Here is a 14,349-nt window from a genome sequence, read left to right as displayed (position 1 = left end):
GAAGCCTGGTCCCGCCAGGTCAGGAACCGCTGAGGGTCCGCACCGACCGTGGCACGGGGATGCCGTCGCGCAGGTCCGGTGCCGGCAGCGCGGCGCCGACCGTCTCGTGCAGCGGGACGACGCCGGCCCACCCGTCCCCGGCCACGTCGGCGGCCTCGTCCTCGGGCCACCCGTCCGAGATCTTGAGCGACCAGCGGTCGATCGGCAGCGCCAGCACCATCGTCGCCACGAGCTCGCGGCGCGTCGACGGCCGTACCTCCGCCGAGCGTCCCGGGATCAACGCCTCGGTGAGCCGGTCCAGCGCGGCGACCTGATCCTCGTCCGGCACCCGTGCCGCAGACCCGAACAGCACCGCGCTGCGGTAGTGCAGCGACGACTCGAACGCTGAGCGAGCGACGACGATCCCGTCGAGCGCGGTCACGGCAACCGAGATCGGAGCACCCCCGGCGACCGTCCGCATCCACGGCGATCCGGTGGACCCGTGGATGAGCAGCGTGTCGCCGTCGCGTGCGAACGCCGTCGGGAACGCCACGGGCTGGCCGTCGACGACCACCGCGACGTGACACACCCGCGTCGAGTCCAGGAGCTGGTCGAGCAGCTCGCGGTCGTGTCGCTGCTTCTCGGCGATCCTGGTGATCTGGGTACGGGGTGCGTCGGAGGAGGGCATGGCTCGCATCCTAAGGATGCGGTGCGCGGCCCCGCAGCCGACTAACGCGCGGACGCGACGTACTCGTTGAGCTGGTCCCGCTCGAACTGAAGCTGCTGCATCCGGAACTTCACGGCGTCACCGATCGACAGCAGCGCGACGAGCTCTGCTTCCTCGTCGACCACCGGGACGTGGCGGATGCGCTCGTTGGTCATGATCTCGAGCATCGCGGTGATCGAGTCGTCGGGTGTGCAGGTGTGCACGTCGGACGTCATGATCGACGACACCAGCTCGGCGGTCGGATCGGCGATGCCGCGGAGCTTGCGCACGACGTCGCGCTCGGACACGATGCCGACGACGTGGGTGCCGTCGTCGCTGACGACGAGCGCGCCGATGTTGCGTTCACCGAGCTCGTCGAGCAGTGCCGAGACTGGCGCGTCGGGTCTGATCGTGAAGACCTCGGTGCTTCCTTTGGACGTGATGACGTCGCTGACCTTCATCGAAGACCCCCTCGCACGCGGACGATGGGGTCAACCTAGCGTGACTCCGGTCACGGTCACCACCCCTGAGGCGGACCCTGCTCCCCGTACGACTGGCCGGGCTGACCGTACGACTGCCCCTGCTGGCCCGGCACCTGGCCCGGTGACGCGTACGGCGCAGCGGCACCGTAGGTGCCGGCGCCACCACCGCCGTACGGGGTGTCCCACCCGGATCCGCTGCGCGAGAACCACGCGTTGGCGCCGCCGGTGAAGAGCAGCACGATGACGGCGATCCCGGCGCCGGCCCACAGGAGCGAGATGAACGACAGGATCAGGAGGAAGCCGAGGATGATGGTCACGGCGGAGAGGACCGTGAGCGCGATCCTGGCCCAGCCCATCCGCCGAAGGACCAGGACGCCGAGCGCGACAGCGGCCAGCGAGACCACGATGCAGACGACTACCACCCCGTACACCGCGGCCATGTTGTCGTCGATCGCGTCGATGTCGCTCGTCGAGAGCTCGTAGTCGGCCGGATTCTTGCGCATCTCGTCGATGACGAGTCCCGCCATCGCGCCGAGCAGGACCCACCCGAGCGCGGTGAGCGCGGACAGCACGATGGTCGTCCAGGCCGCGATCGTCACGGTGACGGGGCGGGCGTCAGGATCGTTCGGGATGGGATAGCTCGCCTGCGGCAGCCCGGTGGCGTAGGGGTCGTACGGCGCGGGCTGCTGCCCGTAGCTGCCGTACTGCTGCTGCGACTGCCCGTACGACGGTTGGCCGTACGACGGTTGGCCGTACGACGGTTGGCCGTACTGCGGCTGTCCGTACTGCGGCGGCGACTGCCCGTACGACGGCTGCCCGTACTGCGGCTGCGGCTGCCCGGGCTGCGACTGCCCGGGGGCGGGCTGCCCGTAGGAGGGAGCCGGGTCCGATCCGGCGGGACGACCGGGCTCGGACGAGGACGGGGGCGTCGGTGTGGACATGCCGCTGATCCTACCGACGGAGGTGTCCGCCGGGACCCCGGATCAGGAGTCGGAACGCCGGTGCGCGGCCAGGTCCGTGACGTTGGTCGGAACGGGGGAGGGCGCGACCGTGTCGTCGGCGTCGTCGCGCTCGTCGTACGGCTCGGTGTCGGGGAAGTAGCCGAGGTAGGCCATCGCCGCGTCGTGCAGCATCGAGTTGGTCGCGAGGGCGTTGCCGTGCCACGGTCCGGGCTGCCCGTTCAGGGCCGTGAAGGTGCCTCCGGCCTCGCGCACGATCGGGTCGAGCGCGGCCATGTCCCACAGCGCGAGCTCGGGCTCGGCAGCGATGTCGACGGCGCCCTCGGCGAGCAGCATGTAGGACCAGAAGTCGCCGTAGCCGCGGGTGCGCCAGCACCGGCGCGTGAGCGCCAGGAAGCTCTCGAGCTTGCCGATCTCCTCCCAGCCACCGAGCGAGGCGTACGACAGGGAGGCGTCGTCGATGCGATCGACCTTGGACACCTGGAGACGGGTCGCCGACATCAGCGACTTCCCCATGAAGGCGCCACCACCCTTGGCGGCCCACCAGCGCCGGCCGAGCGCGGGTGCCGACACGCAGGACGCCACGACCTCGTCCTCGACGGCGAGCGCGATCAGCGTCGCCCAGACCGGCACGCCGCGCACGTAGTTCGAGGTGCCGTCGATCGGGTCGATGATCCAGCGCCGTGTCGCGTCCTCGATGGAGCCGATCTGCTCGCCGTTCTCCTCGCCGAGCACGATGTCGCGGGTCCTCGCACTGCGCAGCGTGCGGCGGATCGCCTGCTCGACGGCCTGGTCGGCCTCCGTCACCCACGTCGTGTCCGGCTTGGTCGAGACCACGAGGTCGGCCGTCCGGAACTTCTCCATCGAGATCGCGTCCGCGTTGTCGGCGAGCACGTGGCAGAGCCGGAGATCGTCGTGGTGGGAGTGCGCCATGGCCCCACATTAGAGGTTCGCGCCCCTAGGATGGACAGCGTCCGGAAGGAGGGCATGTGTTCGACTTCATCGACGGTGTCCCGATGCATCCCCTGTTCCTCCACGCACCGATCGTCCTGATCCCGATCACCGCTCTGCTCACGCTGGCGTTCCTCGTGCCGCGATGGCGCTGGGCGCTGCGGTGGCCGATCGCGATCCTCGCCGTCCTCGCCGCCGGCGCGACCTACGCGACGGTGAAGTCGGGTGAGGAGCTCAAGTCCAACCTCGAGCTCGGCGGGGAGATCGCGGCCGCGATCGACGCGCACGAGACGTGGGGCGACCGGCTCCTGTACGCCACGATCGTGATGGCCGTGCTCGCTGTGGTCGCGGCGATCGTCGTCACCCGTACGGCGGGCGTCGCGGCGACGGTCGTCGCCGTGCTCCTGGCGATCTCCGGCATCACTGCCGCATGGCTGACCTACGAGACGGGCGACCGCGGGTCGCGCGCGGTCTGGTGCGCCACCGGCCTTGCGGCGGGCGAGACAGACTCGCTCGAGGAGTGCCTCCGCACCTGACGGACGTCAGTCGGACCCTTCGCGCGACGCGAGCAGCCGACGGAAGGAGTCGACGCGTGCGGCGTCGAGGGTGCCGTCTGCGACAGCGAGGTCGAGGGCGCACTCGGGCTCGTCGGGGGTGTGCAGGCAGCCTCGAGGGCACTCCTCGGCCGCGGTGGCGAGGTCGGGGAACGCCGCCAGCAGTCGCTCGACGGACACGTGTGCCAGCCCGAAGCTGCGGATCCCCGGGGTGTCCACGATCCACCCGCCGAACGGCAGCGGGAGGACGCGCGTCGACGTCGAGGTGTGCCGGCCGCGACGGCTGACGGCGTTGATGACACCGGTGGCGAGGTCGGCGTCGGGGACCAGGGCGTTGACGAGGGTCGACTTGCCGACGCCGGAGTGCCCGACCAGCACGCTGGTGCGTCCGCGAAGGCGTTCGCGGATCATCTCGAGGTCGCCTCCGTGCTGGGTGACGACCACGTCCACCTCGAGCGGGACGAGCGACTCCACGAGCGCTGTCGGGTCGCCGATGTCAGCCTTCGTGAGGCACACCAGCGGTGTCATGCCGGCGTCGAACGCAGCGACCAGGCAGCGGTCGATGAGGCGCGGGCGCGGCGGTGGGTCGGAGAGGGCCGCGACGACGACCATCTGGTCCGCGTTCGCCACGATCACGCGCTCGATGGGGTCGTTGTCGTCGGCCGTACGGCGCAGCACCGTGGTGCGTTCCTCGACCTCGACGATGCGGGCGAGGGTGTCGGGGGTGCCGGAGGTGTCACCGACGACGCGGACGCGATCTCCGACGACGACCGCCTTGCGGCCGAGGGGCCGTGACTTCATCGCCGTGACGGCGCGCTCGTCGTCGCCGACCAGCAACGTGTAGCGGCCGCGGTCGACACCGATGACCCAGCCGTCGTCGGCGTCGGCGTAGGAGGGACGCTCCTTCGTACGGGGGCGCGTATGACGACGTGGCCGGTCGAACTTCTCGTGCGGCCGGTCCTCGTCGTAGCGCTGGCTCACGACGCGAACCGCTGCCAGTCCTGCTCGAAGCCGGGGTAGGTCTTCGCGGTGGTGGCGACGTCGTGGACGCGGACGTCCTTGACCGCGAGCCCGAGCACGGCCGCGGCGTGCGCCATGCGGTGGTCCGCGTACGTCTGCAGCTCGGCGCCGTGCAACGGGCGCGGATGGATCGTCAGACCGTCCGGGTGCTCGTCGACCTCGCCGCCCATGCGGGTGATCTCGGCCGTGATCGCGGCGAGGCGGTCGGTCTCGTGCCCCCGGAGGTGCGCGATGCCGGTGAGCGTCGAGACGCCGGAGGCGGTTGCTGCGACGGCGGCGACGACCGGAGTGAGCTCGCCCTCGTCGCGCAGGTCGAGCGAGACGCCGCTCAACGTGTCCGGAGCGCTCACGACGAGGTCGTCGCCGTCGATGCCGACGTCAGCCCCGAACGCCCGCGCGATCTCGCGCCAGCGGTCGCCGGCCTGGTCGGTGTCGCGCGGCCAGTGACGGACCCGCACGCGCCCGCCGGTGACCAGGGCGCCGGCGACGAACGCGCCGGCGTTGGAGAGGTCAGGCTCGATGGTGGTGTCGTACGCCGCGACGGGACCGGGGGCGACCACCCAGCGGTCGGCGGACTCCGTCACGGTGACACCCCGGCGGCGGAGCTCGGTCAGCGTCATCTGCACGTGCGTGGCGGAGGGGACGGGCGGGCCGTCGTGCCGGACGTCGATGCCGTCGTCGTACCGGGCGCCGACCAGCAGCAGGGCGGAGAGGAACTGGCTCGAGGCCGATGCGTCGATCGTGATCGGCCCGCCGAGGACGTGCCCGGCCCCTCGGACGGTGAACGGCATCGTGCCGCGGCCGGCGTCGTCGATCGTGACTCCGAGGGCGCGGAGGCTGCTGATCGTCGTCGCCATCGGCCGCTGGCGGGCGTACTCGTCGCCGTCGATCTCGACGTCGCCGTCGACCAGTGCCGCGACCGGCGGCACGAAGCGCATCACGGTGCCGGCCAGTCCGACGTCGATCCTGACGGGCTCCTGCCTCCCGCCCCACGCGCCGGGCGTCACCGTCCACGCATCCTCGTCACCGTCGATGCCGGTGCCGAGCGCGCGGAGGGCGTCGGCCATCAGCGTCGTGTCGCGGGAGACCAGCGGGCGGGTCAGGCGCGACGGGCCGTCGGCGAGAGCCGACAGGATCAGGGCGCGGTTGGTCTGCGACTTCGACCCGGGGAGCGACACGGTCGCGTCGACGGGGTCGGGACGGAACGGGGCAGCCCACAGTGGTGACGTCATCGCACCCGAGCCTATCGGTTCGCCTCAGCCGGGGAGTGCGTCCTTGAGGTGTGCCGCCGTCTCGTGCAAGGCGTCGGCGGCGGACCCCGACGCCTGCACGACCTTGTCCTTCGCCCGCCGCGCGAGCAGCTTCTTCTGCGGGTCGGGGTCGAGCATCGACATGAGCAGGCCGCCGAGGATCGAGAGGTTCTTCGTGAAGTGGATCCGCTGGTTGGCGGCCGCGGCCGGGTCGGACTCCTTCCAGAACGGGTGGCCCGCGACGGTCGTCGGGACCATCGTGCCTGCCAGGACGAGCGCCGACAGCCGCGGGAACCGCCCGAGCGCGAGCGACGTCCCGAAGGCGACGTGGATCGTCCCGTTGACGCGGACCATCGTCTCGGCGTCGGTGGGGATGGCGGTGCCGGGTGCGACGGACTCCACGAGCTCGGCGATGCGGTCGGTGACCGGCTGGACACGGGCGGCCATCGCTGAGGTGTTGCGGAGCGCGTTGACTCCGCCGTAGACGAACATCGAGGCGAGCAGCGGGCGAGCGACGTTGCGCAGAAGGGTCATGGAGCGGTTCCTCTTTCGGGGTGCGTCAGCCGGTTGCGAGGTCGGTGAGGGGTACGTCGGTGTCGGCGAGGCGGGCAGGGTCGACGCGGGTGCCGACGAGCGCCTTGAGCGGCTCTAGCCCGTCGTCCCACATGTTCACGTGCATGGCGGCGCCGACGATGCCGTCGTCCAGCCAGAACGCGTGGAACGCGAGCGGCCCGGCGGAAGGGTCGGCGTTGCCGCGGACGACGACGTCGGCCGTGGCAGGGTCCGAGACGGCCCCGACGTACTCCATGCCGAGGTCGTACTGGTCGGTGTAGAAGAACGGGAGCTTGTCGTAGGTGACGTCCTGCCCGAGCATCGAGCGCGCGGCGACGGGGCCGGAATCGTTGGCCATCGCCCAGTGCTCGACGCGCACACGGCGTCCGAGGCGTGGCTTCTCGGCGGCGGCGATGTCGCCGGCTGCCCACACCGCGGGATCGGAGGTCCGCATCGACGCGTCGGTGTCGATCCCGCCCTCGCCGGCGAGCCCGGCAGCCAGGGCCCACTCGCACTGGGGCGTCGCGCCGATGCCGACGACGACGGCGGCTGCGGGGATCTCGTCGCCGTCCGTCGTGACGACCGACGTGACGCCGGCGTCTCCACGGATCTCGGCCACGCCCGTCCCGAGCCGGAGGTCGACGCCGTGCTTTCGGTGCAGCGCTGCGAACACCTCCGCGACGCGGTCGCCGAGCACCCGCTGGAGCGGGAGGTCGGCGGTCTCGAGGATGGTGACCGGGACGTCGTGGGTGCGCGCGGCGGCGGCGACCTCGAGACCGATCCATCCCGCGCCGATGATCACCAGCGGCCCACCCGCGTCGAGGATCCCCTTGATCCGCTCGGCCTCGGGCATCGTCCGCAGATAGAGGACCCCGTCGAGGTCGGCGCCGGGGACGTCCAGGCGTCGCGGCCACGAGCCCGTCGCGAGGAGGAGCTTGTCGTAGCCGAGCGTCGTCCCGTCCGCCAGCTCCACGAGCCGGTCGTCGAGACGCAGGCCGGTCGCCGTCGTGCGGGTCCGCACGGTGATGTCGTGGGCGTCCCACCACGACGCCTCGTGCACGTAGGCGGACTCCACCGGGTCCGATCCGAGCAGGAACCCCTTGGAGAGCACGGGGCGCTCGTACGGGGGTCGGTCCTCCGCGGTGACCAGGACGATCTCGCCGTCGAACCCCTCCTCGCGCAAGATCTCGGCGGCCTTGCCGCCGGCCAGGCCACCACCCACCACGACGTACGTCTCGTCTGCCATGTCGGCGACCGTACGCCTGCCGCGGCGCTCGCGCTACCGGCTGAGCTCGGGGGAGTCGGGGAGATCGAGCACGAAGGTGAACCGCTGGTTGCGATCGAGCTCGCCGTTGTTGATCCGGACGGTGGCGATGAGCGGGCCGCCGATGCTGGCGGTGGTCGCGTCCAGGACCTGGCTCGGCCGCGCGCGGCTCGCGATCTGCTGCGTGGCCGTCGACGAGGGATCGAGCCCCCACTGCTGGCGCGTGCCTCCCTCGCACGAGCTCAGGGAGAGTGCGGAGACGAGCGGCGTGGACGAGGTCGTCAGGCAGGTCCCGGCGGCAGGGCCGGACGCCGCCCGCATCGTCGTCCAGCCGGATCCGGCGTCGTCCCACACCCTCCAGAGCGTCGCCGAGCCGCAGTCCTTGGCGAGCCGGACCGGGAAGAGCCCGCGCCCGTCGGCGAGGACGCACTGCGTGCCGAAGCCGAGGGGGCGTACGGAGAGCCTGCCCGTGCTCGGCAGCCTGATCGGCCCGAGCGTGGCGGCGTCGGAGTCGCCGTGCGCATTGAGGGCGACCACCTCGTACAGGACCCTGCCGCCGTTGGGGGCGTCACGGTCCACGAAGGACGTGGTGGTCAGCGGCGTCGGTCCGGACACCAGGTCGCCCGACACGGCCGTCGCGACGGATCGTCCGATCCCCGCGGCAGCGCCGCTGGTGCTGCGGTAGACCTCGTACCCGTCTGCGCCCGTCACCGCCGACCAGCGCAGCGTCACGCCGTCCGGCTCGTCGCTGATCGCGAGATCGGTCGGTGCTGTCGGGCGGGCCGGGGGCTCGGTCGGCTCCGTCGGTGTCGGCTCGGTGGGCTCCGTCGGTGTCGGCTCCGTGGGTCCGGGATCTCCGGGCCCCGGCTCCTTGGGACCCGGGCCCGGGTCGGTCGGCCCGGGATCGGTGGGCGACGGTTCGTCGGTGCCGGGGTCGTCCGCGCCGGGTTCGTCGGCGCCCGGGTCGTCCGCCACCGGCGGCGCGGGCGTCGCCGGAGGGAGGACCTGTGGGAGCGACTGCGGCCCGGCGGTCGGCGGCGCTGCGGTCGGCGCGGTAGGGGGCGCGGCAGTCGGCGCCGAGCCGTCCGGCAGGAGCGCGGTCGGTCCGGGCAACGAGAGCGACGGGCCGTCCGAGGCCTGCTCGGAGCTCGGCGTGGTCGGGAGGCCCAGGGTGATGAAGAGGAGCGTGCCCGTCACCGCCGCACCGATCACGCCGAGCGTGACGCCCGCTGCTGCCACACCGTGAGCCGGAGCCGCGACGATCCAGTCCCGCGCGCGGCCCGCGGCGGACCCCGCCCACCCGGTCGCGCTGCCGGCCGCGGCGGTGCCCGCGGCGGTCTTCGCGCCGGCGTCGGCGAGGTAGGCGAGCCCCGCCGCGCCGAGCAGCACGGGTGCGAGCAGCCCGCGGAGACCGGAGTTGACCTCGACGAGCTCGAGGTAGACCGCGGTGCAGCGTGCGCATCCGTCGAGGTGCTCGCGGACCTTGACCGTGTCGCGTCTGCCGAGGCCCTGCCGGACGTACGCACCGAGGTGCTCGGTGGTCCAGCGGCACTCCTCCTCGGCAGTGTCGGCGAGGTGCACCTGCAGGTAGGCCTGGCGCAGTCCCTCGCGGGCGCGGTACGCGAGCGCCGAGACACCGTTGGCCGTCATGCCGAGCATGGGAGCGATGTCAGCGGGCTTGGCGCCCTCCACGTCGAGGTGCCACAGGACGAGCTGCCAGCGCTCGGGCAGCGATGCGAACGCCTGGGCTGCGGCCGAGTTCTCGAACTTCGCGACCGCCGTGTCGTCGAACTCCACGCCGCTGTCGTACCGCTCGAGGTCGTCCGTCGGCTGCGTCCTGCGTTGGGCGCGGACGCGGTCGACGTGGAGCCGACGGATCGCGGTCAGGAGGTATGCGCGGAAGGCGACGTCGGGTCCCGCGCCGGCCCGCAGCTGGTCCATCACCTTGATGAACGCCTCGGAGACCAGGTCGTCCGCGTCGGGTCCGTGCACGAGCTGGCGCGCCATGCGCTGTGCCGCGTCGCGGTGACGCTCGAAGAGCACGCCGTACGCGTCGTTGTCCCCAGCACGGACCGCCGAGATGAGCTCGGCGTCGCTGGGAACGGTCGGGTCGGCGGTCTGATCATCCATGGCGCCTCCCACGGTAGGCGAGAACACAGACCTGACGACAGTTCCTGAGAAAAACGCCGCCGAGGAAAAAGTTCTGCGAAGTGGCGTCATGGTCCGCGTCGGCGCGCGTCTCACCTGCATGAAGCACGACGAGACGAGGGCTGGCACGGCGACCACGACCGGCCAGCAGACACAGGTCCCGCGCCCGGTGGGGGCACCGGCCGCGGTGACGGAGTCGTTGTTCCTCGTCCCCACGCGACACCTCGTCGCGTTGCGGGACGTGCTTCGTAGTGGTGAGGACCCGGAAGGGGCTGCGGTCGAGCTCGGGGCGGCCGCAGCCACTGAGGGGATCGGGTGGAGCGAGCTGTTGCGCGACGTCGAGGACGTGTGTCGCAGCGTCTCGGGCTCGCTCCCACCGTACGAGCTGGTCCGCGCGATGAGCATCGCCTGGACGGAGACGGCGATCCACGACGCCTACGAGACGTCGTGCGAGGACCCGTTGACCGGACTGGCGTCGGCCGCGCACCTGCGGTCGCGTCTCGACGACGCGTACCGGCTCGCCGAGCGTTCCGGGGTCCTCGCCTCTGACACGGCGGCGTTCGTCGTCGTCGAGGTGTCCGGCGGCGTCGGGCCCGACATGGGTCTGCTCCGCTCGCTCTCGATGCTCGTGATCGCCGACGCGCTGCGCACCTGCTTCGACGGCGACGAGACCATCGCCCGGCTCGGCGAGCACAGGGCGGTCGCCCTCGTACGCCGTTCCGACGCGATCCGCGGGTACCGCGCACTGCGCGAGGTGCTCGACCGGTCGGCCGACGTGCCGGCGACGCGGGTCTGGGTCGAAGGGCTCCCTGCGACGAGCGGCGCGGCGACGCGTCTGCTCGGCGAGCTCGGGCGGGGCAGCACCGCCTCCGGGCTCGGCTGACCGTTCTCGGCGTCCGCTCGCTCTCGGGACGGGCGGGCGCCGAGGACGATCAGCATCCCCCGACCGCTGAGTCGGCCGGGAGATCTGTGGAACGCTGGGGGCATGTGCGGCCGCTATGCCACGACCCGATCGTCTGCCGACCTGAGCGCGGAGTTCGAAGCCGAGCCCGCTGACGACCTGCCTGATCTCCGGCCCGACTACAACGTCGCCCCGACGAAGGTCGTCCCCCTCATCCTGGAGCGTCGTTCCCGGGAGGACCCGGCCGTCTCGCACCGCCTCGTGAAAGCGCTGACCTGGGGCCTGGTGCCCAGCTGGGCCAAGGACCGCGCGATCGGGAACCGCATGATCAACGCGCGCGCCGAGACGCTCGCAGAGAAGCCGTCGTTCCGCTCGGCGTTCGCGAAGCGGCGAGCGATCGTCCCCGCCGACGGCTTCTACGAGTGGTACACGAGCGAGAAGGCCGAGACGCCCGCCCCGGGGGGAAAGAAGGCGGGCTCGAAGTCCAAGCCGGTGAAGCAGCCGTTCTTCATCCACTCGCCGGACGGGAGCACGCTGGCGATGGCCGGCCTGTACGAGATCTGGAAGGACCGGTCGCTGCCCGAGGACGACGACGCCGCCTGGCTGTGGACGTTCACGATCATCACGACGACGGCGACCGACGATCTCGGACGCATCCACGACCGCGCACCCATGCTCGTACCCCGTGACCGGTGGAGCACCTGGCTCGACCCCGCGAACGACGACAAGGAGGCGCTGGGCCGGCTGCTCGTCCCGGCAGCGCCTGGCGCGCTCGAGGCGTACCCCGTCTCCACCACCGTCAACAACGTCAGGAACAACGGCCCCGAGCTGATGGAGCCGATCGCCCTCGAGGGCGAGCCGGACGCCGGCGACGGCGCCCAGCCCACGCTCGGGGACCTCTGATGCCGACGCTGTCCGAGCGCACGTACGACACCCCTCACGGCCCCGGCCGGATCGTGTCGCGCCGTTCCGACCGCGCCTGGGCGACCCTCGTGCTCACCCACGGAGCCGGCGGGGGTATCGAGAGCCACGACCTCGACGTGCTGACGCGGGGGCTTCCCCGGCTCGGCATCGGCGTGGTGCGCATCGAGATGCCCTGGCGGACCGCGGGCAAGCGCATCGCACCGGCACCCTCGGTCCTCGACGCCTCGTTCACGGCGCTCGTCGACCACCTGCGTCCGCGCGTTCCGATGTTCGTCGGAGGGCGCAGCGCCGGGGCGCGGGTCGCGTGCCGGCGCGGCCGCGCGCTCGGCGCGGTCGGCGTCGTCGCGCTCGCGTTCCCGCTCCACCCGCCTGGCAAGCCCGAGCGCTCGCGCGTCGACGAGCTCCTCGGTGCGGGGGTGCCGACGCTCGTGGTGCAGGGGGCGAACGACCCCTTCGGTGCTCCGGCCGAGTTCCCTCCCGGCCACGGCGCACTTCCGCTGTCGATGGTCGTGCTGCCGGGCGCGGACCACGCGCTCAAGGTGGCGAGGCGGGCCGACCCGGACCAGGCCGCGATCGACGCCGCGCTGGTCGACGGCGTGCACGCGTTCGTACGCCGGCGGGTGGGCCGCGACCGCCCATCGGGGGAATGACCCCGACCCCGGAGGCGTTGGACGAGACGGTGCCGCCGACAGCGGCGAACGGACGACCTCAGGAGGATGCACGTGCTCGCGACGTTGACCCGACCTGCCGACTCCGCCGCGCTCGACCCCGTTGCGACGGGGCTGCCCGGAGTAGGCTGGACGACGATGAGCGACTCCAGCGACACCGCCGCGACGGTCGTCCCCGACGAGGGGACCGACCGCGTCGAGGCGACCGAGACCCCCGAGCAGCGCACCGCCCGGTTCGAGCGTGATGCCCTGCCGTTCCTCGACCAGCTCTACTCGGCCGCGCTGCGGATGACCCGCAGCCCGCACGACGCCGAGGATCTGGTCCAGGAGACCTTCGCCAAGGCGTACCAGGCATTCCACCAGTTCAGGCCCGGCACGAACCTCAAGGCCTGGCTGTACCGCATCCTCACGAACACCTACATCAACTCCTACCGCAAGAAGCAGCGGCAGCCGCAGCAGCAGATGACGGAGGAGATCGAGGACTGGCAGCTCGCACGTTCGGCGGCCCACACCTCGAGCGGGCTCAAGTCCGCGGAGATGGAGGCACTCGAGCACCTGCCCGACAGCGACGTCAAGCAGGCACTCCAGCAGCTCCCCGAGGACTTCCGCTACGCCGTGTACCTCGCGGACGTCGAGGGATTCCCCTACAAGGAGATCGCCGAGATCATGGAGACCCCGATCGGCACCGTGATGTCGCGGCTCCACCGCGGACGCAAGCAGCTCCGCGAGCTGCTCACGGACTACGCGCGCGAGCGCGGGATGGTTACGGCTGGTGACAAGTCATGAGTGACGAGATCCGTCTTGAGCCCGACTGCCAGCAGGCGGTCGACAAGCTCTACCTCTTCCTCGACCGCGAGCTCGCGGAGGGTGACTGGGATGCCGTCCACGCGCACATCGCCGACTGCGCACCCTGCCTGACGCAGTTCGACGTCGAGCGCATCGTGAAGGAGCTCGTCGCGCGGTCGTGCCGCGAGAAGGCGCCGGAGATGCTGCGGGCGCGGGTGCTGACGTCGATCCGGACGACGGTCACGGTCACCACGACCGAGCGCGTCGCCGGGCCCGACGCGTGAGCGTCATCGAAAAGGGCCTGAGCGCGACGCTCACCCGCACGGTCGGTGAGGACGACACGGCGATCGCGCTCGGCAGCGGGTCGTTGCCGGTCCTCGGCACGCCTCGCGTGCTGGCCTGGTGCGAGGAGGCCACCTGTACGGCCATCGCCGGGGCGGTCGCAGACGGCCAGACCTCGGTCGGCACGCGTGTGCGGCTCGACCACCTCGGGGCGAGTCCTGTGGGCGCGACGGTGGCGGTGGTCGCGACCGTGACCGCCGTCGACGGGCGGCTCGTGTCGTTCGAGGTCGTCGCGACCGACTCCGACGGCAGGCTGCTCGCCGAGGGCGAGGTCCGCCGCGTGGTCGTCGATACCGAGCGCTTCCTGGCCCGCGTCGGCGCATGACGGCCTCCCAGGCGGTCGGGTCGGCCCGGCTCATGGTCCGCCCGGTCCGCCCGGAGGAGTATGCGCGGGCCGGCGCGATCGTGGTCGCCGCATACCGCGCCGAGGGCTACCTGCGCTTCTCCGACGGCTCGGAGGACGTCGCGTACGCCGCCAAGCTCGCCGACGTCGAGACGCGTGCTCAGGACTCCGAGGTCGCCGTCGTCGAGCTCGACGGCCGGCTCGTCGGCACCGTCACGTGGTGCTCCCCAGGATCGACGATGCGCGAGCTCGCGACCCGCGACGACCAGGGCGAGTTTCGGATGCTCGGCGTCGACCCTGCGGCGGCGGGCCTCGGCGTCGGTACGGCGATGGTGCGGTGGTGTCTCGCGCGCGCTGAGTCGGACGGGCTCCGCGAGGTCGTGATCAGCTCGCTCCCCGACATGGCGCCGGCGCACCGGCTCTACGCGGCGCACGGGTTCGTCCGGCGCGAGGACCTCGACTGGTCGCCGGTCCCGGGCACCGAGCTCATCGGCTTCAGCCGCCCCGTCGCCTGACCGGT

The 14,349-nt window shown here is 71.9% G+C and carries 17 protein-coding genes; 8 read left to right on the top strand and 9 right to left on the bottom strand.

Going from position 1 to position 14,349, the window contains the following annotated elements; all coding sequences use genetic code 11:
• Nucleotides 1-19 precede the first annotated feature (19 nt).
• From GH747_RS09885 to GH747_RS09870, 4 genes are read right to left on the bottom strand one after another with little or no spacing between them, the layout of a single operon-like run.
• On the bottom strand, nt 20-667 hold the full coding sequence (locus tag GH747_RS09885; protein WP_149769374.1) for a pyridoxamine 5'-phosphate oxidase family protein: 648 nt from the start codon (nt 665-667) through the stop codon (nt 20-22).
• A gap of 41 nt (nt 668-708) precedes the next feature.
• Complete coding sequence (locus GH747_RS09880; protein WP_149769373.1) at nt 709-1,146, bottom strand: CBS domain-containing protein; 438 nt, start codon at nt 1,144-1,146, stop codon at nt 709-711.
• A 56-nt stretch (nt 1,147-1,202) separates the two neighbouring features.
• Nucleotides 1,203-2,108, bottom strand: a complete 906-nt coding sequence (locus GH747_RS22025) for a hypothetical protein (protein WP_194842900.1) — start codon at nt 2,106-2,108, stop codon at nt 1,203-1,205.
• Between the two features lie 42 nt (nt 2,109-2,150).
• Nucleotides 2,151-3,059: an inositol monophosphatase family protein gene (locus tag GH747_RS09870; RefSeq protein ID WP_149769372.1), complete on the bottom strand. Its 909-nt coding sequence runs from the start codon at nt 3,057-3,059 to the stop codon at nt 2,151-2,153.
• A 56-nt stretch (nt 3,060-3,115) separates the two neighbouring features.
• Between GH747_RS09870 and GH747_RS09865 the strand changes: the two genes are divergently transcribed.
• Nucleotides 3,116-3,613, top strand: a complete 498-nt coding sequence (locus GH747_RS09865) for a DUF2231 domain-containing protein (protein ID WP_149769371.1) — start codon at nt 3,116-3,118, stop codon at nt 3,611-3,613.
• A 6-nt stretch (nt 3,614-3,619) separates the two neighbouring features.
• On the opposite strand, the gene rsgA is transcribed toward GH747_RS09865, so the two are convergent.
• The 5 genes from rsgA to GH747_RS09840 are packed head-to-tail and all read right to left on the bottom strand — an operon-like array spanning nt 3,620 to nt 9,847.
• Nucleotides 3,620-4,612: a ribosome small subunit-dependent GTPase A gene (gene rsgA / locus GH747_RS09860; RefSeq protein WP_149769370.1), complete on the bottom strand. Its 993-nt coding sequence runs from the start codon at nt 4,610-4,612 to the stop codon at nt 3,620-3,622.
• On the bottom strand, nt 4,609-5,883 hold the full coding sequence (gene aroA / locus GH747_RS09855; RefSeq protein ID WP_149769369.1) for a 3-phosphoshikimate 1-carboxyvinyltransferase: 1,275 nt from the start codon (nt 5,881-5,883) through the stop codon (nt 4,609-4,611). Before aroA ends, rsgA begins: the two co-directional genes overlap by 4 nt.
• A gap of 24 nt (nt 5,884-5,907) precedes the next feature.
• A complete protein-coding gene (locus GH747_RS09850; RefSeq protein ID WP_149769368.1) occupies nt 5,908-6,435 on the bottom strand; it encodes a DoxX family protein in 528 nt (175 codons plus the stop codon).
• A gap of 25 nt (nt 6,436-6,460) precedes the next feature.
• Entirely contained in the window at nt 6,461-7,699 is a 1,239-nt protein-coding gene (locus tag GH747_RS09845) for an NAD(P)/FAD-dependent oxidoreductase (protein WP_149769367.1), read from the bottom strand.
• 33 nt (nt 7,700-7,732) lie between these two features.
• Nucleotides 7,733-9,847: a sigma-70 family RNA polymerase sigma factor gene (locus GH747_RS09840; RefSeq protein ID WP_163695440.1), complete on the bottom strand. Its 2,115-nt coding sequence runs from the start codon at nt 9,845-9,847 to the stop codon at nt 7,733-7,735.
• A gap of 88 nt (nt 9,848-9,935) precedes the next feature.
• Between GH747_RS09840 and GH747_RS09835 the strand changes: the two genes are divergently transcribed.
• From GH747_RS09835 to GH747_RS09805, 7 genes are all read left to right on the top strand, one after another.
• Entirely contained in the window at nt 9,936-10,748 is an 813-nt protein-coding gene (locus GH747_RS09835) for a hypothetical protein (protein ID WP_163695438.1), read from the top strand.
• Nucleotides 10,749-10,850: 102 nt separating this feature from the next.
• Nucleotides 10,851-11,669 carry an SOS response-associated peptidase gene (locus GH747_RS09830; RefSeq protein WP_149769364.1) on the top strand — a complete coding sequence of 273 codons (819 nt, stop codon included), beginning with the start codon at nt 10,851-10,853 and terminating at the stop codon, nt 11,667-11,669.
• Entirely contained in the window at nt 11,669-12,340 is a 672-nt protein-coding gene (locus GH747_RS09825; RefSeq protein ID WP_149769363.1) for an alpha/beta hydrolase family protein, read from the top strand. The genes GH747_RS09830 and GH747_RS09825 overlap by 1 nt, the downstream gene beginning before the upstream one ends.
• 156 nt (nt 12,341-12,496) lie before the next feature.
• Nucleotides 12,497-13,144, top strand: coding sequence for a sigma-70 family RNA polymerase sigma factor (locus GH747_RS09820; RefSeq protein WP_149769362.1), 648 nt, complete (start codon nt 12,497-12,499; stop codon nt 13,142-13,144).
• Nucleotides 13,141-13,428 (top strand): mycothiol system anti-sigma-R factor, encoded by a 288-nt coding sequence (gene rsrA / locus GH747_RS09815; RefSeq protein ID WP_149769361.1) that lies wholly within the window; start codon nt 13,141-13,143, stop codon nt 13,426-13,428. The genes GH747_RS09820 and rsrA overlap by 4 nt, the downstream gene beginning before the upstream one ends.
• Nucleotides 13,425-13,811 carry a thioesterase family protein gene (locus GH747_RS09810; RefSeq protein ID WP_228552859.1) on the top strand — a complete coding sequence of 129 codons (387 nt, stop codon included), beginning with the start codon at nt 13,425-13,427 and terminating at the stop codon, nt 13,809-13,811. The genes rsrA and GH747_RS09810 overlap by 4 nt, the downstream gene beginning before the upstream one ends.
• Nucleotides 13,808-14,344, top strand: a complete 537-nt coding sequence (locus tag GH747_RS09805) for a GNAT family N-acetyltransferase (protein ID WP_205602864.1) — start codon at nt 13,808-13,810, stop codon at nt 14,342-14,344. Before GH747_RS09810 ends, GH747_RS09805 begins: the two co-directional genes overlap by 4 nt.
• Nucleotides 14,345-14,349 lie beyond the last annotated feature (5 nt).

The sequence above is a fragment of the Mumia xiangluensis genome, from assembly GCF_010994095.1.
GTDB lineage: Bacteria > Actinomycetota > Actinomycetes > Propionibacteriales > Nocardioidaceae > Mumia > Mumia xiangluensis.
The sequence above is the reverse complement of the archived record's forward strand: the minus strand, read 5'-3'. Positions and strand labels throughout refer to the sequence as shown.